The organism is Streptomyces sp. NPDC014623 (assembly GCF_043088245.1).
In the GTDB taxonomy this organism is placed as follows: Bacteria; Actinomycetota; Actinomycetes; order Streptomycetales; family Streptomycetaceae; genus Streptomyces.
The window spans coordinates 311,090-333,700 of sequence record NZ_JBIBZU010000006.1 but is presented as its reverse complement, the minus strand read 5'-3'; the positions used below and the strand labels follow the sequence as shown (position 1 = coordinate 333,700).

The following is a 22,611-nucleotide window of genomic DNA, read 5'->3' as shown; positions in this document are numbered from 1 at the left end:
CTTCGGTCCCGTCTCACCGGGCCCCTCCGGGCGCTTCCCTTCTTTCCTGCGTTTCCGACTCTATCAGACTCTTCCGTGTCCGATTCCCGGCCGAAACGGGCTCCTGCTCTTCCGCCGTCCGGTTCCCCGCTTTCGCGTTTCCCTTTCCGGCGGTTCCGACTTTACCAGACTCTTTTCCGTTCCGTTTCCGGTCCGAATGTGATTCCGGTGGCCTGTGGAGTGGCCTTTGCCTTTCGGCTGATTCAACTTTATCAGAAGCAATTCGACCGAAGCGAATCCGGCTGTTTGCTCTAAGGGGGAAGAATCAATCGGTTCGGCGAGGACCACGTCCCCTGCACGAACGAGATGAACTTTAGGCGTTCCCACGCGAACTGTCCAGTTCGTTGGAACCGTTAAAATCTACCTCTCCACGCAGACCATGTCAACAGTCTTTGTGGGCGAACTGGAGACTAGCAGGTCAGAACCCCTGGATGCACATCAGCCTGTCAGGCTGCGGCGGGGAGCTCAGCGCTGCGCCCCTCGGCTTCAAGATCCCCTGTGTTTCCGGCACGCGCCGCCCGGCCCCCGAGAACATAGACGTAGGAGAGAAAGGCCAGCTCAGCGACAACGCCGATGGTGATGCGAGCCCAGGTCGGGAGGCTCGACGGGGTGACGAAGCCTTCGATGACGCCGGAGACGAACAGGACCAGCGCCAGGCCGATGGCCATGCCCATCGCGGCCCGGCCCTGCTGGGCCAGGGCGGAGCGCCGGGTGCGCGGACCCGGGTCGATGACCGCCCATCCGAGGCGGAGGCCGGTTCCCGCTGCGACGAACACGGCGGTGAGCTCGAGAAGCCCGTGCGGCAGGACGAGCCCCAGGAACGTGTCCAGACGGCCTGCGGATGACATCAGGCCGATGCCGACAGCGAGGTTGAGCACGTTGATGAAGAGGATCCAGATCACCGGTATGCAGAGAAACGCTCCCAGCACCAGGCACATGGCCGCTGCCTGGGCATTGTTCGTCCAGACCTGGGCAGCGAAGGAGGCGGCCGGATGGCTGGAGTAGTACGTCTCGTACTCGCCGCCGGGACGGGTGAGAGCACGCAGGTCCTCCGGTGCGGCGATCGATGCCTGGACCTCCGGGTGTGCACCGATCCACCAGCCGATGACGGCCGCCAGCAGTGTGGAGAGCACCGCCGTGGGGATCCACCAGTGCCGTGAGCGGTAGACGGCCGCGGGAAAGCCGGCCGTCAGGAAACGTGCGGCATCCCGCCACGAAGCGCGGCGGGCTCCGGTCACGGTGGAGCGTGCCCGGGCCACGAGCTGGGTGAGGCGCACGGTCAGCAGGGGGTCCGGGGCATCGGACTGGATGAGGGAAAGGTGGGTGGCGGTGCGCTGGTACAGGTCGACGAGTTCATCCACTTCTTCACCTGTCAGGCTGCGCCCTCGGTGCAGAAGATGGTCCAGGCGGTCCCACTCGGTGTGGTGGGTGCTGACGAAGACGTCGAGATCCATGGTCGGCTGCTGCTCCAGGCATGGGTGCGTACGGGTCCGTACTACAGCGGTGCGCTGCGGGTCAGCTTGGCAGACTGTGGTCCCGAGGGGCAGGGAAGGGCGGCGAGGGGTGGGTGGCGATGAATCAGCTCGTGACCGGGGACGCGGTGGTACTGGGGCTGCAGCCGGCGAGGCTGCCCAGCCGGGCGTTGGCGATCGCCATCGATCTCGCGGTACTCCTGACCGTCTTCTTTCTGCTGTCCGTCGGTCTGGCCGTGGCCAGCGTGGCCCTCGACGAGGCGGCGTCCGCCGCGATCGCTGTCGCCACGTTTCTTCTGGTGCTGGTGGGCGGGCCGGTGGCGGTCGAGACGCTGACTCATGGGCGTTCGCTCGGCAAGGCGGCCTGCGGACTTCGCGTGGTGCGCGACGACGGGGGGCCGATCCGGTTCCGGCACGCGCTCGTGCGGGGAGCGATGGGAGTGGTCGAGATTCTGGGAACGTTCGGAGCCGTGGGCTGCATCGCCTCTCTGGTGTCTGCCCGTGGCCGTCGGCTCGGTGACGTATTCGCCGGAACGCTCGTCGTGCGTGAGCGGGTCCCGGCCGGGCGGGTCGTCGCCGTGCCGCCCCCGCCGTCCTGGCTCGTGGGACGTTTCGCGCAGTTGGACCTCTCGGGCGTGCCCGACGACCTGTGGCTGGCGATACGGCAGTACCTGACGCGGATGAACCAGCTCGACGCCGCGGTGCGCCGGTCCATGGCCGAGCGGCTGTCCACGGACCTCGCCGCGCATACAGGTGTTCCGGCACCGCAAGGGGTGCCGGCGGCTGCCTACCTGGCGGCCGTGGTCAACGAACGGCAGGTCAGGGATGTCCGGCGGGTGACTGCTGCAGCGGGTCGCAGCAGCGGGGCGGCGTCGGCCCTGCCCGCACCTGTGTATCGGGAGTTCTCCGGTGACCGGCCGACGGAGATGCGGCCGACGGAGGCCGGCACGCCCGGGGCGGCTGCCGCGTCCGACAGGGGGCCCGGGGGACCGGTCGCGACCGGCTTCGCCCCACCTGCCTGAGGGCCGGTCCGTCCGAGCCCGCCGGGTGACTCCGCCTGTCCTATGTCCCGTCCGTCGTACGTGGCATGGCCGAAGGCGGTGATTCGAGATGCTCGAGTTCGATGCCCGGCGCCGCCAGCACCACGTCGCCCGCGATGTGCACGGTGTGCTGTTCACCGGTGTCCAGTGCGGCGACCTGGTACTCGTCCACGATCAGGGGTCCGTTGTCAGTGGCGTGCGCTTCACTGTTCAGCAGGGACCAGGACTGGTCCACGGTTCGGGGGGCGAGAACCGGGTCCGTGAAGGTGACCAGACGGACGCGGGTCGCGGGGGTGCCGGGGGTGAGGCGCAGGAGCCGGGCGGTGGCGACGAGAAAAGCGGGGGAGGTACCGGAGAAGGTGTGGGCGCGGGCATTGCCTTCGGTGGCATGGGTGCCGGAGGGATCGGTCCGGACCCAGGTGACTCCGTCCAGGGCCGCGCCGCGGATCTGCCAGCTCGACGCGTGCAGTTCGAGGCGGATGGGCCGGCCGAGTTCGTCCAGGGCCAGATCGACGGAGCCCAGGTGGGCGCCTGAGGGGCCCGTGCTCTGGGAGACATAGCGCCAGCCGGAGGGGCCGGGTGCGCAGTGGAAGTGTTCTTCGCCGAGGGGGGTGTGGTCGTGGACATCGTGGAGTGAATAACGGCCGCGGGGCATGGGGTCCTTCTGGGTCCTCGGGCTGTGCGGGTGCGGTACGGCGCAGGCCCCCGGCACGGGGGTGCGGGGGCCTGCGTTCGGACCTTCTGCTGAGAGCTGTGCCGGCCGGTGGCCGACGGCCGGCTCAGTAGCGGTAGAGGTCTGACTTGTAGGGGCCTTCGACCGGGACTCCGATGTAGTCGGCCTGTTCCTGGCGCAGGGTCGTGAGTTTCACGCCCAGTGCGTCGAGGTGGAGGCGGGCGACCTTCTCGTCCAGGTGCTTGGGCAGTACGTAGACGTCGGTCGGGTACGCCTCGGGCTTGGTGAACAGCTCGATCTGGGCCAGGGTCTGGTCCGCGAAGGAGTTGGACATGACGAACGAGGGGTGACCGGTGGCGTTGCCGAGGTTCAGCAGACGGCCCTCGGACAGCACGATGAGGACCTTGCCGTTCGCGAACGTCCAGGTGTGGACCTGCGGCTTGACCTCGTCCTTGACGATGCCGTCGATCTTCGCCAGGCCGGCCATGTCGATCTCGTTGTCGAAGTGGCCGATGTTGCCGACGATGGCCTGGTGCTTCATCCGGGCCATGTCGGAGGCCATGATGATGTCCTTGTTGCCGGTGGTGGTGATGAAGATGTCCGCCGTCTCCACCACGTCGTCCAGCGTCGTGACCTGGTAGCCGTCCATCGCGGCCTGCAGGGCGCAGATCGGGTCGATCTCCGTGATGATCACGCGGGCGCCCTGGCCGCGGAGGGATTCCGCGCAGCCCTTGCCCACGTCGCCGTAGCCGCAGACGACGGCGGTCTTGCCGCCGATCAGGACGTCGGTGGCACGGTTGATGCCGTCGATCAGCGAGTGGCGGCAGCCGTACTTGTTGTCGAACTTCGACTTGGTGACCGCGTCGTTGACGTTGATCGCCGGGAAGAGGAGCGTGCCCTCGCGGTGCATCTCGTAGAGCCGGTGCACACCGGTCGTGGTCTCCTCGGTCACCCCGCGGATCTCGGAGGCCAGCTGGGTCCACTTCTGCGGGGACTCACCCAGGGTGCGGTTGAGCAGGGTGAGGATGTGGGCGTACTCCTCACTGTCCGCGGTGGAGGGGTCCGGAGCCTTGCCGGCCTTCTCGAACTCGACGCCCTTGTGGACCAGGAGGGTGGCGTCACCACCGTCGTCGAGGATCATGTTCGGACCACCGGTCGGAGTGCCCGGCCAGGTCAGCGCCTGCTCCGTGCACCACCAGTACTCCTCCAGGGACTCCCCCTTCCAGGCGAAGACCGGCACACCGGCAGGGGCGTCCGGAGTACCGCCCGGACCGACCGCGATCGCGGCGGCGGCATGGTCCTGGGTCGAGTAGATGTTGCACGAGGCCCAGCGGACCTCCGCACCCAGAGCGACCAGCGTCTCGATGAGCACCGCGGTCTGCACGGTCATGTGCAGCGAACCGGTGATCCGCGCACCGGCCAGCGGCTGCGCGTCGGTGTACTGCCTGCGGATCGACATCAGACCGGGCATCTCGTGCTCGGCAAGAGTGATCTCCTTACGCCCGAAAGCGGCGAGAGAAAGATCGGCGACCTTGAAGTCCTGGCGATTGGCGGCCGTCGTCATAACGGGCTGCTCCTCGTAGTGGGTCGAGGGTGGATGGCTGGCTCTGCGGCGGTCACGGGCACACGAATGCCCGGGCGATCCGCAGTGCAGTCCGTCGGAGGCCCTCTCTCCCTCGGCCGGCCCGCTTCCGCGAACCGATCGACCGCCATCAGCAGCGACGTCTGGTACTCCCCCGAATCTACACCGAACGGCCCAGCGCGCCCCAGTCCGCCTGGGCGGCGGAGTGGGGCGCGGGGCCGTTCGGGGCTGAACTTCAGCGGATCAGTGGCCGGATCCCGCGGGTACGTCACCGGGGGACGCGGGGCCGCCCGGGGTCTTGCCCGGGTTGGTGCCGGCCGCAGCGGCCGCCTCGTTGTAGATGTCGGGCTCGAGGTAGATGACCCGGGCGATCGGGACGGCCTCGCGGATCCGGTTCTCGGCGGCGTTGATCGCTTCCGCGACCTCGGCGGCGGATTCTTCGGCCCGCACCGCGATCTTGGCGGCCACCAGCAGTTCTTCCGGACCGAGGTGGAGCGTGCGCATGTGGATGATGCGGGTGACGGTGTCACCGTCGACCACCGAGGCCTGGATCTTCTCCACGTCATCGACGCCGGCCGCCTCACCGAGCAGCAGCGACTTCGTCTCGGCGGCCAGAACGATCGCGATGACGATCAGCAGGATGCCGATGCACAGGGTGCCGATGCCGTCCCAGACCCCGTTGCCGGTTCCCAGCGCCAGGCCGACACCGGCGAGAGCCAGGATCAGGCCGACGAGCGCGCCGAGGTCCTCGAGGAGGACGACGGGCAGTTCGGGTGCCTTGGCGCGGCGGACGAACTGCGTCCAGGACAGCTTGCCGCGGGTCGCATTGGACTCGACGATGGCCGTACGGAAGGAGAAGCTCTCGGCGATGATCGCGAAGACCAGCACGCCGACCGGCCAGTACCAGGCCTCGATCTCGTGCGGGTGCTTGATCTTCTCGTAGCCCTCGTAGATCGCGAACATGCCACCCACCGAGAACAGCACGATGGAGACGAGGAAGGCGTAGATGTAGCGCTCGCGCCCGTAGCCGAAGGGGTGCTGGGGGGTCGCCTCACGCTGGGCCTTCTTGCCGCCGAGCAGCAGGAGACCCTGGTTGCCCGAGTCCGCCAGTGAGTGGACGCTCTCCGCCAGCATCGATGACGAACCGCTGAAGAGGAACGCCACGAATTTGGCCACCGCGATCGCGAGATTGGCGGCGAGTGCCGCCACGATCGCCTTGGTTCCGCCTGACGCGCTCATGGGTGCCTGGTGTCCCTTCCTCGGTGCTGCGGCACGGGCGCCGCTGTACGGCCGGATATTGTTGCAGTCGCTGGCGCGGACAGTACGTCAGATCACCACGGTCGCGCGGAAGAGCGTTCCGGTGCCGGAGACTTCGACCGTTTCGTCGGCCGGGACGAACACGGATTCGCCGGGTGCGAGGGTGACCTCCCCCGCCTGTGGGGTGCCTGCCGTACAGAGCAGGATCTGGGGGGCTGCGACGCTGAGGTCTGCAGGGGCCCCGCCGGGCGGCAGGACGTAGCGGGACAGCCTGAATTCGTCGACCGGCGTCTCGTACAGCTCCTCGCCGCCGGGGGCGGCCTCGGGGCGCAGGATGCCTGGCTCGGTGGCCTCGAAGCGGACGACGCGCAGCAGTTCGGGGACGTCGACGTGCTTGGGGGTGAGGCCGCAGCGCAGCACGTTGTCGGAGTTGGCCATGATCTCGACACCCAGGCCGCCGAGATAGGCGTGCGGCACGCCCGCGCCGAGGAACATGGCCTCGCCGGGCTGGAGTCGTACGTGGTTCAGCAGCATGGCCGCGATGACGCCCGGGTCGCCGGGGTGGTGGCGGGCGATCTGGGCGTACGGGGCGTGGACGCCGCCGAGCCGCTGCGCGGCCTCGGCCGCCTCGGCGACCGTGTGCGCCATCTCGTCGGGGTCGGCGGTGAGGATCGCGGTGAGTACCTCGCGCAGAGCCCCGTCCTCGGGCCGGGCGCGGAGCAGGTCCACATAGGGCTTGAGGGAGTCGACACCGAGAGCGGCTATCAGGCCGGCGGCTTCGGCGGGCCTGCGGAAGCCGCACAGCCCTTCGAAGGGTGTGAGCGCGCAGATCAGCTCGGGCTTGTGGTTGGCGTCCTTGTAGGTGCGGTGGGGCGCGTCGACGGGAACGCCCCGGCGCTCCTCGTCCGCGAAGCCCTGCTGCGCCTGCGCGAGGTCGGGGTGCACCTGGAGGGACAGCGGTGCGCCAGCTGCGAGCAGCTTGAGCAGGAAGGGGAGACGGGGGCCGAAGGCGCGGACGGCCGCGGTGCCGAGTTCACGCTCGGGGGCTGCCGCGATGACGTCCGTGAGGGACTGCTCCACCGGCCCGGAACTCGCGGGCTCCGCCCCGGCGGGGCGGGTGACGCGCGAAGGGGCTCCCGGGTGGGCCCCCATCCACATCTCGGCCTGCGGTTCGCCGGTCGGGGCTGTGCCGAGCAGCTCGGGGATGGCCGTGGTGGAGCCCCAGGCGTAGGGGCGCACGGTGTTGGAGAGCCGGTCCATGGAGATTCGTCCTCGTGGGGTGCGCGGGGGCGTGGTGCCCAGGGGGGCGGGCTTCAGGCCCGGTTGTCGGAGGCCAGGGAGGCGTAGACGGCGGCGAAATCGGTGACCGCGAGGAGCTCGGCGAGGGCTTCGAGCTCGCTGCCCTCCTCCGGTTCGAGTTCGCTGATGGCCGTGTCGTGGCTCAGGGCGAGCTCGCGGGCGGCCGGACCGGCGGTCAGGCCGCCGGCGGGCCGGCCGCGGAGCAGGACGACGCGTGCCCTCATGGCTTCGGGTTCGTCCACCCGGTCGCGGAAGAAGTCGTCGGGGTCGGCGCCTGCGGCGAACGCTCCGGCGAGCAGCCCTCCGTGGGAGGGCAGGGCCTCCGGCAGCTCGGCGACGAGGGCGGGGCGTCCGGCCAGCTCGGCCAGGACGGCGGCGAACCGGCGCCCCACGGGGCCTGCGGCCTCGCCCTCCGTCCAGACGAGCGGCAGGCTGTCGGCGAGTTCCGCGGCCAGGGTCTTGGCCGGGTTGCTGTAGGTGGCGATGGCCGGCCCGCAGCGTTCGGCGGTGCGGTCGAGGCGGTCGGCGACCTTCTGCAGCGCGTCCGGGGGCGCGTCGATCAGGCCCACCCGGTCCAGCAGGGCGAGCAGCGGGGTGAGCAGGGCCCAGAGCGTGCCGGGGCCCGCCGCCGAGGTCTCGGCGTCGTACTCCCCGTGCGGGGCGGCGGCCATGGGGACGACGAGTCCGTGGATCCCGTCGACGGCTTCGCGCAGCGGGGACCGGACGGGTGCGACGGCGACGACCGTGCAGCCGCGGCGGTACGCCTGCTCCGCGAGGAGCGCGAGGCCGGGTTCCGAGCCGTCGGCGGTGGCGATGAGCAGCAGGTCGACGGACCCGGCCCAGCCGGGCAGTGTCCAGCGCAGCGCTCCGGGGGCTGCCGCGACCCCGGTGGGGCGGATCGCGGTGACGGGCGCCGAGGCGCCCGCGAGGGCGCCGATCAGGTCGGCGACGCCGGACGCGGCGGTGCCGGGCCCCGCGACGAGGACGGCGCGGGGCCTGCCGTCGGGGGCCAGGGTCCCGATCCCCGCCTCGGAGGCGTGCCGGATGGCGGTGCGGACGCGGGCTCCGGCCTCGGCGGCACCGCGCAGCAGCCCTCGCCGGTCGGCTCGGGCAAGGGCTTCCGGTACGTCGAGCAGCGACTCGTCGAGCATGGTGGTGGGCCTCCGATCGCCGTGTTGACCAGGGTGCGGGTTACGCGGGGCGGCGGGCCTCGTCGACGAGGAGTACCGGGATTCCGTCCCGTACCGGGTAGGCGAGACCGCAGTCCGCGCCGGTGCAGACCAGCTCGGGGTTCTCGGCCGCGGACCGGTCGTCGAGCCCGGCGTGGCAGGCCGGGCAGGCGAGGATCTGCAGGAGGCCGGCTTCGAGCGGCATGGGGTGGGTCCCTTCGGGCATGCGGTGCGGATCCGGTCCGGACCCCGGTACGGGTCCGCGGAGCTTGGGGCGTGGTCAGCCTACCGCCGGGCCGAGAGGGTCGCGGCCCGGGAGGCCCCGCCCGACGGGACATGCGTCGGGCGGTACGCATGCCGCGGGCGGCGCGGACGCCGTGGTCGTCCCGCGGCGTCCTCGGTGCGTGTGCCCCCGATGTGCGCCCGTCACGCGCGGACGAGGGCGAGGACCTCGTCGCGGATCTCCGTCATCGTCCCCCCGTCGCGTGCCTCGACGTTCAGACGCAGCAACGGCTCGGTGTTGGAGGCGCGGAGGTTGAACCACCAGTCGGTACCGGTCACCGTGAGTCCGTCGAGCTCGTCGAACCGCACGTCCTCGCGGTGGTCGTACGCCGTCCTGACCGCCGCCAGCCGGCCCGCCTGGTCGGCCACGGTGGAATTGATCTCGCCGGAGCCCGCGTAGCGGTCGTACCGGTCGAGGAGCCCGGAGAGCGGGCCCTCCTGTCCGCCGAGTGCGGCCAGGACGTGGAGCGCGGCGAGCATGCCCGTATCGGCGTTCCAGAAGTCGCGGAAGTAGTAGTGCGCCGAGTGCTCGCCGCCGAAGATCGCGCCGTGCTCGGCCATCTCGGCCTTGATGAAGGAGTGGCCGACGCGGGTGCGGACGGGGGTTCCGCCGTTCTCGCGTACGACTTCGGGGACCGACCAGGAGGTGATCAGGTTGTGGATGACGGTGCCCTCACCACCGTTGCGGGCCAGCTCGCGGGCGGCGACCAGGGCCGTGATCGCGGACGGGGAGACGCCTTCGCCGCGCTCGTCGACGACGAAGCAGCGGTCCGCGTCGCCGTCGAACGCGAGGCCGAGGTCGGCACCCTCGGCGAGGACGCGGGCCTGGAGGTCGACGATGTTCTTCGGGTCGAGGGGGTTGGCCTCGTGGTTGGGGAAGGTGCCGTCGAGCTCGAAGTACATGGGTACGAGGTCGAGGGGGAGGCCGGCGAAGACGGTGGGGACGGTGTGGCCGCCCATGCCGTTGCCCGCGTCCACGACGACCTTGAGCGGCCGGATTCCGGAGAGACCCACGAGGCCCAGCAGGTGCGCGGCGTAGTCGGTGAGGGTGTCGCGCTCGGTGACGGTGCCCGGGGTGGTGGCGGTCGTCGCGGGCATGCCGTGCTCGGACCACTGCTCGACCAGGGTGCGGATGTCGGTCAGCCCGGTGTCCTGGCCCACGGGTGCGGCTCCGGCACGGCACAGCTTGATGCCGTTGTACCGCGCCGGGTTGTGCGAGGCCGTGAACATCGCTCCGGGCAGGTCCAGTGCCCCGGACGCGTAGTACAGCTGGTCCGTCGAGCAGAGCCCGATGAGGGTGACGTCGGCGCCGCGGGCCGTCGCGCCGCGGGCGAAGGCGGCGGCCAGTCCGGGTGAGGAGGGACGCATGTCGTGGCCGATCACGAGGGCGTCCGCCTCGGTGACCTGGACGAAGGCGGCGCCGAACAGTTCGGCGAGCGGCTCGTCCCACTGGTCGGGCACGACTCCGCGCACGTCGTACGCCTTCACGAGCTGCGACAGGTCAGCAACCACGGCCGGTCCTCCTGGGATCTTTACGGACCGCCCAAACTACCCGGCGGCCCCGGCCCCCCGGTCAGGGGAGCGTCCAGCCCGGTACCGCCGTGCTCCGGGCCGTCACGACCAGGCACATCACCAGCAGCGGGCCGAGGCTCCACGGCAGGACCCTGCGCAGCAGATACGAGCACGGCCACGGTGGGTCCGGCACGGTGCGCCCTCATGCGGACGGCGCCCGGGAGGACGAGAACGGTCACCAGTGGCAAGGAAGCGACGAGAGCGGACGGAGCGAGCGAGTCGGCTGCGGGTTCGAGTTGCTGGACGAACACACGGACCTCCCAGGGTTCCGTGACGCGGAAGCGGTCCCCCGGGCGGAGGAATGGTCGTGTCCGCGACAAGCCGACGTCGATGCGCCGCGCCGGAGATCCTCTTCCGGCCGGAGCGTGACGCCTGGGACGGAAGGGGTGGCGGGTCGGACAACCGGGGCAGGTGCGTCAGGAGTCCGGAGAGCGCAGCACTCTCAGATGCCCCCGGCGCGCGACCTCCACCGGGTCCGCCGACCGCGGCCCCCTGCCGCCCTGCTGCCGGTCCTGGGGACGGGCCGCCTCACGCACGGCGTTGGCGAGTGCTTCGAGATCGTCACCGCTGGGGCGGGTGGGCGCCGAGGGGTCGGAGAGCCGGACGACCTCCCAGCCGCGCGGCGCGGTCAGCCGCTCGCCGTGCTCGGCGCAGAGGTCGTAGCAGTGGGGCTCGGCATAGGTGGCGAGCGGGCCGAGGACCGCGGTCGAGTCGGCATAGACGTACGTCAGTGTCGCGACGGCGGGACGGCCGCACGCAGTTCGCGAACAGCGACGTACAGGGCTCACGATGTTGGACGGTACCGCACTCTTGAGCGGGCTGCGACGACTCTCCCTCAGCTCACCCGCTCGTGTCGCCCCGCGGACCCGGCCCGGAGCGGCTCCGGCGCAACCGCTCCGACCTGCCCGGCAGCCGGAATCGACCGGTGCGCGCGGGAGGCACCGCGGTCGCCGGAAGGAACATAAACGGTCATTCGACGAAGGGCCCGCGAGCACAGCAAGGATCGAACCGCACCGGGCCCTGGCCGGAATGTTCATCCTGGGGCATCCGGCAGACCTGCGGAGAAGCAGTGATCGCCCCGGCCCGAGGAGAGTTACGCTGCGTCGGTGATGGACAGCCCCGTACCGCCCCTCCCGTCCGAGCCACGCCCCCGTCACCGCGACCGCCATGGCCGCGGTATGCGCGGGCCGGTCGCGCCGCCCCAGGTGCCGCTGTCCGTCAGCAGGACCGAGAGCTTCCGCGACCTCGTCCAGGACTCGGTGGAGCGGCTGGAGCGGCGCTGGCCGCAGCTGGCGGACGTCGACTTCCTGGTCCTCGACGTGCCGGGTTCGCTGGAGGAGACCGTGCCGCTGGGGCGCGCGCTGTCCGCCGTGAAGGGACAGCCCGCGCAGATCGTCATCTACCGGCGACCCGTCGAGATCCGCACGAAGAGCCGCGACGAGCGCGCCCTGTTGGTGCACGAAGTCGTGGTGGAGCAGGTCGCGGAGCTGCTCGGCCTCTCGCCCGAGTCGGTCGACCCGCGCTACGGGCAGGACTGAGGCCACCCCCGGCGCGCTCCCTCAGTCGTCCAGGACCGAGAGGTCCTGCTCGGCCGTGGGCACCTCGACCGTGCCCCCGTCGTCCGGCATGGTCTGCACGGTGAACATGCCGACCCCGCCCTCCGCGATCGTGAGCGTGCGGGCGGCGTGCACCGGGCCGCCCCGCCCGGTCTCCACCGTCAGGGCGTAGCCGCCCTTGAGACCCGCGGGGACCTGCGGCGTGACCTCGACCGTCGTACCGCCCTTGACCGTGTACGTCTTCACGGCCGCCTCGCCGCCTTCGCTGCCCGCCGACGCCGTGACCTTGACCTGGGCCGTTTCGCCGGGGGCGGTCAGGGACAGCACCGAGCCCTTGGCCCGGTTGTCCGCCACGCTCGCCCGTTCGCCCACGGGACCGGTCGCCGGGATGAAGGCGACCTCCTGCTTGGCCCCGGTGCCCCGCACCACGCGCAGTGCGGCGACCACCGGAGTCGTGCTGCCGTCGGCGGGGGACAGCCGGAGCGAGCCGGGCTCCCCACGGGTGACGTCCTTGAGGTCGACGCTCGCGGTCATCTGCGACTTGATGTGCAGGGTGGCGTTCCCCGCCGGTGCCAGCGGCCCGGTCTTCCCCAGGAGCTGGATCCTCACGTCGGCGTCGGCCTCCCCGGGCGCGAACGCCACCAGGCGGACGGAGGTGGCGTCGGCCGGGATCCCGGGCAGGATCTGCGTGCCGGCCGGATCGGCGGAGGCGGCCAGCCAGTCGCTGCCCACCTCGTCCTCCGCGGCGCTCACGACCGCGCCGACACGTCCCGTCCGGGTGGTGACGTGGACGGTCACGTTCTCGGCGGCCTCGCCGGTCAGGGTCGAGATCAGCATCGGGACGCTCGACCTCGCCGGGACGGTGATGCCCTCACCCGCGGTGGACTCCAGAGGACCCTCGGCGCCGTAGAGCTCGATGTCGGCGACGGCGGCGGTGTCGTCGGGGTTGGTCAGGTGGACGTAGTCCTGGCGGGTCGCCCCGGTGCTCGCCCCAGGGAACCAGAAGTCCGTGTCGGGGGCGGTGCAGCTGACACCGAGCAGACCGCGGGCACCGCCGGCGGCGGCCATGGTGGTCTGCTGGACGGTCCAGCCGGGTGCGAACTTGCCGGTGGCGGTGCCGACCAGGGCCGGAGCGCCGGACTTGGAGGTGTCGGCGGTGGCCGGCCTGCCGAGGTCCTTGAGGGAGACGACGGGCTTGCCGTCCGGCGCCTCGTCCGCGTCGCCCTTGCCCTCGCCCTCCTCGCCCTTCTCCTCGTCCACCGGCGCTTCCTCGTCCGCCGGAAGGGGATCGGCCGGCTCCAGCTCGGCGGTACCGGCCTCCGCACCGCCCTTCCCCGCCGGGGTGAAGGACGTGTACGTCGTCTCCGCCAGGTCGGAGGTGCTCGGTTCCGGGCAGAGCAGGCTGGAGCGCTCGACGGGGAGCCGGGCAGCGGCCTTCGTCTCCGCCGCGCCCTCGTCGCCGGGCACGGTGAGCGCGGCGAAGCCGGTGACGGCGGCGAGGGCGACGACGCCCGCGATGAGGGAAAGGGGGGTGGACTTCACTCGGACTCGCCTCGCGATGCGTTGCCGTTGCCGGTCGGCCACGGGCCCTGGCCCGGGGTCGGGTTCTCTTCGTGCCCTTCATGCCCGTCGTGCGGGGCGGCTTCGCCCGCCCCCGTGGCGTAGGGCTGCTGGGCGTAGCCGTACGGGTCGTAGGCGCCCTGCTGCTGGTACGGATCCTGCTGGTACGGATCCTGCTGGTACGGATCGGCCTGGTGGTACCGGCCGGTGTCCTGCCCGCCCTGGTACTGCCCGTAGTCGGCGCCCTGGTACTGCTGCGCCTCCCACCCGCCGTAGTTCTGCTGCGGCACGGCGGTGTAGGTGCCGTCCTGGCCGCCCGGGGCCGCCGCGTACGGATCGGCGCTCTGCTGCACCGGGGCGTACTCCCCGGGTGCCTGCTCCGGGACGTACTCCCCCGGCGCCTGCTCCGGGAGGTGTTCCCCCCGCGCCTGCTCCGGGATACCGGGAGCGGCCTCGGTGTACCCGGTCGCCGTGCCGTCCTGCCGGGCCGCCGCCCCTGCGACGTCGTCGCCCGCCGCGGCTGCTTCCGCCTGGGCGGCCGCGCGCAGCCTCCGGGCCCGGCGCCCCTCGCCCGCGACCGGCTCGGCCGCGACCGCCTCGGTCTCCTCGGGCAGGTCGTCGTCGACCTCCCGGCGGCGGCCCGGCAGGGCCAGCACCACCAGGACGAGGCCGAGCGCCACCTGCGTCCAGACCCAGGCGGTATGCGTCACGGGCGCGTCGAACGTCAGGTCGAGCGTGCCGCCCTCGGCGGGGAGTTCGAACCCCTGGGCCCAGCCGTCCACGGTCTTCGGGGTCAGCGCGCGGCCGTTCAGCGTGGCCTGCCAGCCCGGGTCCGCCGCGTCGGCGATCCGCAGCACCCGTCCGGAGCCGCCTTCGGGGATCTCGGTGTGCGCCTCGACGGGCAGTGATCCGACGGGCACGGGCTCGGCGCCGGCGCCGGAGGGGACGATCGCGAGCCGGGAGACCTGACGGTCGACCCGCCACAAGGCGCTGCCGTCCAGCTGGCTGAGCCGGCTCAGCCCCGGGGTCGAGTCCAGCACACGGCTCATCCGGCGGGGCGCCCCGTCCCGCACGAGGACGTAGCGGATGGCGAAGCCGCTGAGCTGACTGCCCTGGTCCGCACCGGAGCCCGCGACCAGGTTGGCGACGACCTTGTCGAGACGGGTGTTGCTGCCGCCCGCCTCGGTGAGCTCGGCATCGCCCAGACGGGCGCCCGAACCGCGGACCAGGCTGTAGGAGACGGCGGCCTGCGACGTTCCCCCGAGCACCAGGGTGCGCGCCTGGTCCCGGGTGCTGCTCTCCTCCGCGACGAAGGCCGGCACCTGGACGGGGTCCCGGCGCTCCACCGGGCCGGCCGCACCGCCGATCATCCAGCCTGCCGCGGCCAGGACCGGGGCGAGCCCGGCTGCCAGGGCGATCAGGACGGCGGCCGGCTGGCGCCAGCCGAAGCTCAGCGCGGCGACCCGGATCCGGGCGCCGTCCGCCCCGAGCAGCGCGGCGGCGATCAGCGCGATGCCGTAGACGAGCGTGGCGGGCCCCGCCCAGGTGGAGCCGTTGGAGATCGCCGCGAAGACCAGGGAGACGAGCACGACGGCCCACGCGGTGCGGATCGCGAACTGCCGCTCCCCGCGCAGCAGGGCGGCCAGCGCCGCCAGCACGACGCCCAGCAGCAGGACGCCGCCCGCGGCCTTGGGCCCGCCGGGGCTGATGCCGAGCAGGTCGAGAGCGGACGCCGTGCCCGTGCCGATGTCGAGCCCGGCCTCCTTCAGGAAGCCGGACGGACTGCTGAGCAGGGACAGCGACCAGGGCGCGAGGACCAGGAGCGGGGTGCCGGCCGTGGCCAGGAAGCGCAGTCCGTAGGCGGCGATGTCGTTCCGGCGCAGCACCAGCACCCCGGCTCCCAGGAGCACCGCGAGCGGCCAGACGATCGGTGTGAAGGCCGTGGTGACCGTGAGCAGCAGGGTGTACGCCCAGGTGGCGCGCCAGCTGCCGCGTGCGCCGGAACCGTCGCCCCGCAGCCCGTGCGCGGCGACGGCCGCGCGGGCGATCAGCGGGAGCAGGACGGCCAGGACGGCTGTGCCGATACGGCCGGTGGCCAGCGCTCCGGTGGCGGCGGGCAGGAAGGCGTACGCGACGCTCGCCCAGGCCCGCAGGAGCCGGGACTCGACCAGCGGCCGGGAGGCGAAGTACGCGGTGAGCCCGGCGAGCGGGACCGAACAGACGAGCAGGAGGGTGAGCGCGAAGCCCGTGGAGCCGAGGAACAGGGCCGACAGGGCGGCGATCACGCCGAGGTAGGGAGGGGCGGACTGGGTCCCCCCCGTACCGACGGGGTGCCATCCGTCCGCGTAGCGTCCCCAGAGGTCGGAGACGTCGGCGGGGGCCGGCAGCAGTGCGCCGCCCGCGAGGGCGCCGCTGCCGAGAAGCCCCCGGCAGGCCACCAGCGAGACCAGCAGGAGGAGCGCGAAGAGCACGGGGCCGGGCTTGCGGCCGACCTTCTTGAGCCGCGCGAACTGTTCGACCTCCAGGAAGTCGGCGTCGTCGCCGCCGGGCCCTGACTCGACGGCGCCGTGGCGTGAGCCCCCGGAGTCGGAGTCGGTGCGGCTGCCGAAGTTGCCGGCGACCTGTTCGACGGTCGCCCGGACCGTGGCCCCGGGCGGTGGGAAGAGGGACCGCAGATCGGCCGCGTCCACCGTCCCTCCGTCCCGCGCGCGGCGGGCGGCGATGATCCGCCCGGGGCGCAGCAGGGTGCCGAGGAGTCCGGCGACCTCGTCGAGCGCCTGCCCCGGCGCCTTGCCGACGAGGTAGGCGAGGGTGCGCAGCAGGGTGCCGACGACGAGGCGGAGCAGGGCCCACGGCAGTTGTCTGCCGCGGGCGTTGGCGAGCATCGTGTAGACGGCGCCCGCCTTGTCCACGCGGTGCGGGCTGGTGACGGAACGCCCGGCACAGTCGATGGGCCGGCGTTCCCTGGCGGAGGCCTCGGCGTGCCGCAGTACGGCACCGGGGGCGACGAGCACCCGGTGGCCGGCCTGGTGCGCACGCCAGCAGAGGTCGACGTCGTCGCGCATCAGCGGGAGCCTGCGGTCGAAGCCGCCCAGCTCCTCCCAGACGTCGCGGCGTACCAGCATGCCCGCGGAGGAGACCGAGAGCACCGTGCGGACCTGGTCGTGCTGTCCCTGGTCCTGCTCGCGGCGGTCCAGTCCGGTCCAGCGGCGTCCGCTGTTGGCGATGGAGACGCCGACCTCGAGGAGTTGCTTGCGGTCGTACCAGCCGCGCAGCTTGGGTCCGACGATCGCGGCGTGCTTGTCGTGGTCGACGACTCGGAGCATCTCGGCGAGCGCGTCCGGCTCGGGGGCACTGTCGTCGTGCAGCAGCCAGAGCCACTGGACGGGTTCGCCGTGCGGGAGCTCCGGCAGGTCGTAGGCGTCGTCACGCCAGCTGCGGGTGACCGGGTCCCAGCCGCTGGGGCGCTTCAGGTACGGCAGGTCGTCGGGGGTGAGGACCCCGGCCGTGCGGATCGCCTCTTCCACGGCGGTACCGAAACTCGTACGCCGCGCCAGGTGGAGGACGCGCTCGTCACCGAGCGCCTCGGTGACCAGGCGGGCGGAGTCGTCGGCGCTGCCGGTGTCGGCGGCGACGACGTTCTGCACGGGGCGCTCCTGCCCGAGCAGTCCGCCCAGCACTCGGGGCAGCCAGCGTGCGCCGTCGTGCGAGACGAGCACGGCGGTGACGACGTGCCGGGGGAACTCTGGGGCGGCGGCGGCCGCGTTCGGCGCCGCCGAGTGGCTGTGCACGGACATCGGGGTACGGGCCCTCCGGCCGGGTCCGGAGGGGGTCCCCCGGGGGCTGCATCGGTGTACGCGCGCGCCCCGGCGGGGCGTCGGCGCGTCTCTCGGACGGGGCCCCACACTAACGGTACGGATGTCCGCCCCGTGCCGAGCGGTTGACCGGCGGCAGCCGGAGCCGGCCGGACATGCCGGAGATGGCCGGACATGCCGAGGCCGGGCCGGGGAGCGGGGTCCGGTGCCGTGCACCACGAGGTGGAGGGAGGAGCCGGCCCGGATCTCCCCTGCCCGGGCACGGCCGGGAGTCCGGGGAAGGAGCCATGGCGGGTGGCGGCAATGCCGCGAGCTGGGCCGCCGGGGCACGTGGACCCGGCACGGTCCGGGCCGAGGGGCCCCGGGCCGTCAGGATCCCGGTGCGCAGGTGCAGGTGCGGGCGTGGTGCGCGGGCACGGCGTGGCGGGCGGGCGCGGCGCGTGGGCGCGGCACGAGTCAGATGGCCGCCTTCTTCAGGCGCCGCCGTTCACGCTCGGAGAGGCCGCCCCAGATCCCGAACCGCTCGTCGTTGTTGAGGGCGTACTCGAGGCATTCGGAACGGACTTCGCAGGCGAGACAGACCTTCTTGGCCTCGCGCGTGGAGCCGCCCTTCTCAGGAAAGAAGGACTCGGGATCGGTCTGGGCGCACAGCGCGCGCTCCTGCCAGCCGAGCTCCTCGTCCGCGTCCTCGACCAGCAGTTGCTGGAACAGCTCGGTCATGTGCGCCCCTCGTCCGTCTCTTGCGTCCCGTGATGCGGCCGTTATCGGTGCGGCCGAACGACACGAGTGAAATTACAAGTGTGTATCTCCGGGCCAGTCAAGCGAAGATCTGCTATTGGCCTCGGTATTCACTCTGCGGAACCAAGCCTATGCCGAAAGTGTTCAAATCACTAAAAACCTGACATATGCCATCGACCCAGCCCGGATCCGCTTCTCACCGGGTGAGACGGATGGAGCCGTCCCGATGTTTCGATTTGATCACCGAAGCGACCAAGATCACAGATGGGTCACGGGGCATCAGCCGCGTCCGGGAACACGGCTGATGCGCCACCTTGCCCGTCCGGTGGGTGCCAAAACCTTTCTCCACCCACGGCAACCGATCGGGGTGAAACATTGCCGCCACATCGGTCACCGGGTTGACACGGGACGGACCCAGCCGGTCTTCTTGACCCCATGCCAGCGACCGCAGCGATGTACACGACCCACGTCCGTGGGTTCCGTACGGCTGTCCAGGCCCGCTGTTGCTGTTCCAGCTGTCACAGCTGTTGAAGCCGTAGCGCTCCAGCTCTGATCCAGCTTCGTTTCACCGCATTCCGGTCTCCGCGCCACCCCCCGTACGCGCATCCAATGCCGAGGAACCACCACACCCATGAACAGCGACAGCGACCTTTCGATCGCCGGCGACATCCTCGAGGTCCAGCACCTCCTGCAGCCGGCCAGCCCTCACCCCTCCACCGTGGCCGGGTTCGCCGGACTCGCCCGCTCCATCGCCGCCGACCGCGCCCGGTGGGCCCCGCTCGTCCGGTACGACGCCACCACCCGCTGGTACCACCGGCTGCACGCCGTCCCCCCGGCTCCCGGCTCCGCTCGTTCAGGGGAGGCCTCACTCGGTTACGAGGTGTGGCTGCTCAGCTGGGTCCCCGGCCAGGGCAGCGGGCGCCACGACCACGGCCCCTCCTCCGGGGTGCTCACGGTCCTGGAGGGTGAGCTGACCGAGCGCACGGAGCGCGGGGCGCAGACCCTGGACCCCGGCGCGCAGCGCGTCTTCGCCCCGGGTTACGTCCACGAGGTCGTCAACGACTCCCTCGAACCCGCCGTCAGCCTGCACATCTACTTCCCGGGCCTGACCGACATGCCGATGCACGCGGCGCGGTGCGCTCCGGCTGCCGAGGACGCCGTACCGGTCTGACACCACCCCCCGCCCGGGCGGGGCCGCGCCTGACACACTGTTCGTCATGCGCATTGTGGTTCTGGCCGGCGGTATCGGTGGTGCTCGTTTCCTGCGTGGCCTCAAACAGGCCGCGCCCGACGCGGACATCACGGTGATCGGCAACACCGGCGACGACATCCATCTGTTCGGGCTGAAGGTCTGCCCCGACCTCGACACCGTGATGTACACCCTCGGCGGGGGCATCGACGAGGAGCGGGGCTGGGGGCGTACCGACGAGAGTTTCCGGGTCAAGGACGAGCTCGCGGCGTACGGCGTGGGGCCCGAGTGGTTCGGCCTCGGCGACCGTGACTTCGCGACCCACATCGTCCGTACGCAGATGCTCGGCGCGGGCTATCCGCTGAGCGCGGTCACCGAGGCGCTGTGTGCACGGTGGAAGCCGGGGGTCCGGCTGATCCCGATGTCCGACGACCGCGTCGAGACGCACGTGGCGGTGGACGTCGACGGCGAGAGCAAGGCCGTCCACTTCCAGGAGTACTGGGTGAGGATGCGCGCGTCCGTGCCCGCGCAGGCCGTCGTGCCGGTGGGCGCGGAGCAGGCCGCGCCCGCGCCGGGCGTCCTGGAGGCCATCGCCGGGTCGGACGTCATCGTCTTCCCGCCGTCGAACCCCGTCGTGTCGGTGGGCACCATCCTCGCCGTGCCCGGTATCCGGGAGGCGATCGCCGAGGCCGGGGTGCCCGTGGTCGGGCTCTCCCCCATCGTCGGCGACGCGCCCGTGCGGGGCATGGCCGACAAGGTGCTGGCCGCGGTGGGCGTCGAGTCCACCGCCGCGGCCGTCGCCCGGCACTACGGTTCGGGGCTGCTCGACGGCTGGCTCGTCGACAGCGTGGACGCAGGGGCGGTCGAGGAGGTCGAGGCGGCGGGGATCCGCTGCCGGGCCGTCCCGCTGATGATGACGGACGTGGACGCCACCGCCGAGATGGCCCGGCAGGCCCTGGCACTGGCCGAGGAGGTACGGGCATGAGCGGCGGGCCGGCCGACGGGGCCCCCTCCTACCGGGTGTGGGCGCTGCCCGGGATGCCCGAGGTGCGGGAGGGTGACGACCTCGCGAAGCTGATCGCCGCCACGGAACCCGGTCTGGTGGACGGCGACGTCCTGCTGGTCACCTCGAAGATCGTGTCCAAGGCGGAGGGCCGGATCGTCGAGGCCACGGACCGGGAGGCGGCGATCGACGCCGAGACCGTCCGGGTGGTCGCCCGGCGCGGGACGCTCAGGATCGTGGAGAACCGGCAGGGGCTCGTCATGGCCGCGGCCGGGGTCGACGCCTCGAACACCCCGGCCGGAACGGTGCTGCTGCTGCCCGAGGACCCGGACGCGTCGGCCCGGCTCATCCGGGACGGCCTGCGGGACGCGCTCGGTGTCGAGGTCGGGGTCCTCGTCACGGACACCTTCGGCCGCCCCTGGCGCAACGGCCTGACGGACGTGGCGATCGGAGCGGCGGGGGTCAGGGTCCTCGACGACCTCCGGGGCGGCACCGACGGCTACGGCAACCCGCTGAGTGCCACGGTCGTGGCCACGGCCGACGAGCTGGCTTCGGCCGGCGACCTGGTGAAGGGCAAGGCGTCCGGCCTGCCGGTCGCGGTGGTGCGCGGACTTGCGCGCGTGGTGGCGGGCCCCTCCGCGTCCGACGAGGGTGCCCGGGCGATGGTGCGGGCCGCTGCGGACGACATGTTCCGGCTGGGTACGTCCGAGGCGGTGCGGGAAGCGCTGAATCTCCGGCGCACGGTCCGGGAGTTCACGGACGAACCGGTCGACCCCGGAGCCGTACGGCGTGCGGTGGCGGCGGCGGTGACGGCTCCCGCACCCCATCACACGACGCCGTGGCGGTTCGTCCTGCTGGAGTCCGCACAGTCGCGCCACCGGCTGCTGGATGCCATGCGGGACGCGTGGATCGCTGATCTGCGACGGGACGGGCGCAGCGAGGAGTCCGTCGCCAAGCGGGTCCGGCGGGGCGACGTCCTGCGCAACGCGCCGTACCTGGCGGTGCCGTGCCTCGTGACGGACGGCTCGCACACCTACGGGGACGAGCGCCGGGACACCGCGGAGCGGGAGATGTTCGTGGTCGCGGCCGGTGCGGGCGTCCAGAACTTCCTGGTGGCGCTCGCGGGCGAGCGGCTCGGCTCGGCGTGGGTCTCCTCGACGATGTTCTGCCGGTCCGTGGTGCGTGAGGTGCTGGACCTGCCGGACTCCTGGGATCCGCTGGGCGCGGTCGCCGTGGGCCATCCGAAGGCCGCGCCGCCGGCGCGGGCGGCGCGGGACGCGGGGGCGTTCGTCACGGTGCGCTGAGGCGGAGGGGCTACAGCCGGGCGATGTCGCGCGGCGTCATCCGGGGGGACCGGCGGGCCGGGGTGCGGCCCGAGAGCATGATCAGGCGGGTCGCGCGGTGGCGCTGGCCCTCGTAGGGGGCGAGGAGCGCCAGCATCTCCTCGTCGTCGGCGTTCCTGTTGTCCGCCAGCGCGTGGCCCACGATGCCCGGCAGGTGCAGGTCGCCGACCGTCACCGCGTCGGCCGCGCCGTTCGAGCGCTGCAGGGTCTCCGCCGCGGTCCAGGGGCCGATGCCCGGGATCAGTTGCAGCCGGGCCATCGCCTCGGGGAGCTCCATGGCGGCCGCCTCCTCCACCCGCCGGGCCACCCGGACCGCGCGCAGGACCGTGGCGGAACGTTTGGCGTCCACGCCCGCACGGTGCCACTCCCACGACGGGATCAGTGACCAGGTCCTGGGGTCCGGCATGACGTACAGGCCGTACGCGCCGAACGCCGCGTCGGCGGGTCCGGGTGCGGGGGTCCCGTAGGTGCGCAGAAGCAGCCGCCAGGCGCGGTACGCCTCGTCGGTGGTGACCTTCTGTTCCAGGACCGACGGGATCAGGGACTCCATGACCAGCCCGGTGCGCAGCAGGCGCAGCCCCGGCCGGCGGTGCCGGGTCAGGGCGACCAGCCGGTGGTGCGGGCGGAAGTCGTCCGGGGTGTCGTCCGCGCCGAGCAGCGTCGGCAGCCCGTCCAGGAGCCACTGTGCGCCGGGCCCCCACGCCGCCGCCGAGATCCGGCCGTCGTGCGACGCCGCGACACGCAGGGTGCCGGGGCCGGCCGGGGTCCGGGTCGCGCGCCAGAAGGTTCCGTCGGGCAGCGCCCGGTAAGCGGGGTCCGCCGGGCCGCGCCGCAGCGGGCTCAGGACCAGCCGCAGGTCGAGCGGCCCCGGCGGTGTCCAGGTCCGGGTCTGCGGCGCTGCGGACGCGGACGCGGGTTCCTGCCGGGGCACGGCGGTGGTGCGGGGTACGAAGCGTCCTGCCACGGGTGAGGTCCTCGGTCGTCAGGGGTGTCCGTCGAGGGTAAGGCCGACGGAGGCCGGC

Annotated in this window: 19 protein-coding genes; 5 read left to right on the top strand and 14 right to left on the bottom strand. The window is 72.2% G+C overall.

What is annotated here, in order from left to right; all coding sequences use genetic code 11:
- Window positions 1–485 precede the first annotated feature (485 nt).
- Entirely contained in the window at window positions 486–1,493 is a 1,008-nt protein-coding gene (locus ACF1FZ_RS13665; RefSeq protein WP_391773540.1) for a stage II sporulation protein M, read from the bottom strand.
- A gap of 119 nt (window positions 1,494–1,612) precedes the next feature.
- Between ACF1FZ_RS13665 and ACF1FZ_RS13660 the strand changes: the two genes are divergently transcribed.
- Window positions 1,613–2,533, top strand: coding sequence for an RDD family protein (locus ACF1FZ_RS13660; RefSeq protein ID WP_391773539.1), 921 nt, complete (start codon window positions 1,613–1,615; stop codon window positions 2,531–2,533).
- Window positions 2,534–2,573: 40 nt separating this feature from the next.
- Here the strand turns inward: ACF1FZ_RS13660 and ACF1FZ_RS13655 are convergent, their stop codons facing one another.
- The 9 genes from ACF1FZ_RS13655 to ACF1FZ_RS13615 form a co-directional block, all read right to left on the bottom strand.
- Complete coding sequence (locus ACF1FZ_RS13655) at window positions 2,574–3,206, bottom strand: hypothetical protein (protein WP_391773538.1); 633 nt, start codon at window positions 3,204–3,206, stop codon at window positions 2,574–2,576.
- Between the two features lie 124 nt (window positions 3,207–3,330).
- On the bottom strand, window positions 3,331–4,788 hold the full coding sequence (ahcY, locus tag ACF1FZ_RS13650; RefSeq protein WP_391773537.1) for an adenosylhomocysteinase: 1,458 nt from the start codon (window positions 4,786–4,788) through the stop codon (window positions 3,331–3,333).
- 261 nt (window positions 4,789–5,049) lie between these two features.
- Window positions 5,050–6,045, bottom strand: coding sequence for a cation diffusion facilitator family transporter (locus tag ACF1FZ_RS13645; RefSeq protein ID WP_391773536.1), 996 nt, complete (start codon window positions 6,043–6,045; stop codon window positions 5,050–5,052).
- An 87-nt stretch (window positions 6,046–6,132) separates the two neighbouring features.
- Complete coding sequence (gene manA, locus ACF1FZ_RS13640; protein WP_391773535.1) at window positions 6,133–7,323, bottom strand: mannose-6-phosphate isomerase, class I; 1,191 nt, start codon at window positions 7,321–7,323, stop codon at window positions 6,133–6,135.
- Window positions 7,324–7,376: 53 nt separating this feature from the next.
- A complete protein-coding gene (locus ACF1FZ_RS13635; protein WP_391773534.1) occupies window positions 7,377–8,513 on the bottom strand; it encodes an SIS domain-containing protein in 1,137 nt (378 codons plus the stop codon).
- A gap of 40 nt (window positions 8,514–8,553) precedes the next feature.
- Window positions 8,554–8,736 carry a Trm112 family protein gene (locus ACF1FZ_RS13630; protein WP_391773533.1) on the bottom strand — a complete coding sequence of 61 codons (183 nt, stop codon included), beginning with the start codon at window positions 8,734–8,736 and terminating at the stop codon, window positions 8,554–8,556.
- A 221-nt stretch (window positions 8,737–8,957) separates the two neighbouring features.
- Window positions 8,958–10,325: a phosphomannomutase/phosphoglucomutase gene (locus ACF1FZ_RS13625; protein ID WP_391773532.1), complete on the bottom strand. Its 1,368-nt coding sequence runs from the start codon at window positions 10,323–10,325 to the stop codon at window positions 8,958–8,960.
- Between the two features lie 61 nt (window positions 10,326–10,386).
- Window positions 10,387–10,518, bottom strand: a complete 132-nt coding sequence (locus ACF1FZ_RS13620; protein ID WP_391773531.1) for a hypothetical protein — start codon at window positions 10,516–10,518, stop codon at window positions 10,387–10,389.
- A gap of 283 nt (window positions 10,519–10,801) precedes the next feature.
- Window positions 10,802–11,173 carry a DUF3499 domain-containing protein gene (locus ACF1FZ_RS13615; protein ID WP_391773530.1) on the bottom strand — a complete coding sequence of 124 codons (372 nt, stop codon included), beginning with the start codon at window positions 11,171–11,173 and terminating at the stop codon, window positions 10,802–10,804.
- A 321-nt stretch (window positions 11,174–11,494) separates the two neighbouring features.
- On the opposite strand from ACF1FZ_RS13615, the gene ACF1FZ_RS13610 reads away from it, so the two are divergent.
- Entirely contained in the window at window positions 11,495–11,923 is a 429-nt protein-coding gene (locus ACF1FZ_RS13610) for a metallopeptidase family protein (RefSeq protein ID WP_391773556.1), read from the top strand.
- Between the two features lie 21 nt (window positions 11,924–11,944).
- On the opposite strand, the gene ACF1FZ_RS13605 is transcribed toward ACF1FZ_RS13610, so the two are convergent.
- The 3 genes from ACF1FZ_RS13605 to ACF1FZ_RS13595 all read right to left on the bottom strand — a co-directional run bounded on the left by ACF1FZ_RS13605 (window position 11,945) and on the right by ACF1FZ_RS13595 (window position 18,036).
- Window positions 11,945–13,483: a DUF5719 family protein gene (locus tag ACF1FZ_RS13605; protein WP_391773529.1), complete on the bottom strand. Its 1,539-nt coding sequence runs from the start codon at window positions 13,481–13,483 to the stop codon at window positions 11,945–11,947.
- Window positions 13,480–17,298 carry a glycosyltransferase family 2 protein gene (locus ACF1FZ_RS13600; protein WP_391773528.1) on the bottom strand — a complete coding sequence of 1,273 codons (3,819 nt, stop codon included), beginning with the start codon at window positions 17,296–17,298 and terminating at the stop codon, window positions 13,480–13,482. The genes ACF1FZ_RS13605 and ACF1FZ_RS13600 overlap by 4 nt, the downstream gene beginning before the upstream one ends.
- A 474-nt stretch (window positions 17,299–17,772) precedes the next feature.
- Window positions 17,773–18,036, bottom strand: a complete 264-nt coding sequence (locus ACF1FZ_RS13595) for a WhiB family transcriptional regulator (RefSeq protein WP_031093859.1) — start codon at window positions 18,034–18,036, stop codon at window positions 17,773–17,775.
- Between the two features lie 649 nt (window positions 18,037–18,685).
- Between ACF1FZ_RS13595 and ACF1FZ_RS13590 the strand changes: the two genes are divergently transcribed.
- Genes ACF1FZ_RS13590 through ACF1FZ_RS13580 form a run of 3 tightly spaced genes read left to right on the top strand, consistent with a single transcriptional unit; the run spans window position 18,686 to window position 21,550 of the window.
- Window positions 18,686–19,225, top strand: coding sequence for a cysteine dioxygenase (locus tag ACF1FZ_RS13590; RefSeq protein ID WP_391773527.1), 540 nt, complete (start codon window positions 18,686–18,688; stop codon window positions 19,223–19,225).
- A 46-nt stretch (window positions 19,226–19,271) separates the two neighbouring features.
- Window positions 19,272–20,228 carry a 2-phospho-L-lactate transferase gene (gene cofD / locus ACF1FZ_RS13585; protein ID WP_391773526.1) on the top strand — a complete coding sequence of 319 codons (957 nt, stop codon included), beginning with the start codon at window positions 19,272–19,274 and terminating at the stop codon, window positions 20,226–20,228.
- Entirely contained in the window at window positions 20,225–21,550 is a 1,326-nt protein-coding gene (locus tag ACF1FZ_RS13580) for a coenzyme F420-0:L-glutamate ligase (protein ID WP_391773525.1), read from the top strand. Before cofD ends, ACF1FZ_RS13580 begins: the two co-directional genes overlap by 4 nt.
- A gap of 10 nt (window positions 21,551–21,560) precedes the next feature.
- Here the strand turns inward: ACF1FZ_RS13580 and ACF1FZ_RS13575 are convergent, their stop codons facing one another.
- Complete coding sequence (locus ACF1FZ_RS13575; protein ID WP_391773524.1) at window positions 21,561–22,553, bottom strand: DNA-3-methyladenine glycosylase family protein; 993 nt, start codon at window positions 22,551–22,553, stop codon at window positions 21,561–21,563.
- Window positions 22,554–22,611: the final 58 nt, after the last annotated feature.

Coding starts and splice junctions, on each gene's coding strand:
- ACF1FZ_RS13665 (WP_391773540.1), bottom strand. CDS start 1,493: ATGGATCTCGACGTCTTCGTCAGCACCCACCACACCGAGTGGGACCGC.
- ACF1FZ_RS13660 (WP_391773539.1), top strand. CDS start 1,613: ATGAATCAGCTCGTGACCGGGGACGCGGTGGTACTGGGGCTGCAGCCG.
- ACF1FZ_RS13655 (WP_391773538.1), bottom strand. CDS start 3,206: ATGCCCCGCGGCCGTTATTCACTCCACGATGTCCACGACCACACCCCC.
- ahcY (WP_391773537.1), bottom strand. CDS start 4,788: ATGACGACGGCCGCCAATCGCCAGGACTTCAAGGTCGCCGATCTTTCT.
- ACF1FZ_RS13645 (WP_391773536.1), bottom strand. CDS start 6,045: ATGAGCGCGTCAGGCGGAACCAAGGCGATCGTGGCGGCACTCGCCGCC.
- manA (WP_391773535.1), bottom strand. CDS start 7,323: ATGGACCGGCTCTCCAACACCGTGCGCCCCTACGCCTGGGGCTCCACC.
- ACF1FZ_RS13635 (WP_391773534.1), bottom strand. CDS start 8,513: ATGCTCGACGAGTCGCTGCTCGACGTACCGGAAGCCCTTGCCCGAGCC.
- ACF1FZ_RS13630 (WP_391773533.1), bottom strand. CDS start 8,736: ATGCCGCTCGAAGCCGGCCTCCTGCAGATCCTCGCCTGCCCGGCCTGC.
- ACF1FZ_RS13610 (WP_391773556.1), top strand. CDS start 11,495: ATGGACAGCCCCGTACCGCCCCTCCCGTCCGAGCCACGCCCCCGTCAC.
- ACF1FZ_RS13600 (WP_391773528.1), bottom strand. CDS start 17,298: ATGTCCGTGCACAGCCACTCGGCGGCGCCGAACGCGGCCGCCGCCGCC.
- ACF1FZ_RS13595 (WP_031093859.1), bottom strand. CDS start 18,036: ATGACCGAGCTGTTCCAGCAACTGCTGGTCGAGGACGCGGACGAGGAG.
- ACF1FZ_RS13590 (WP_391773527.1), top strand. CDS start 18,686: ATGAACAGCGACAGCGACCTTTCGATCGCCGGCGACATCCTCGAGGTC.
- cofD (WP_391773526.1), top strand. CDS start 19,272: ATGCGCATTGTGGTTCTGGCCGGCGGTATCGGTGGTGCTCGTTTCCTG.
- ACF1FZ_RS13580 (WP_391773525.1), top strand. CDS start 20,225: ATGAGCGGCGGGCCGGCCGACGGGGCCCCCTCCTACCGGGTGTGGGCG.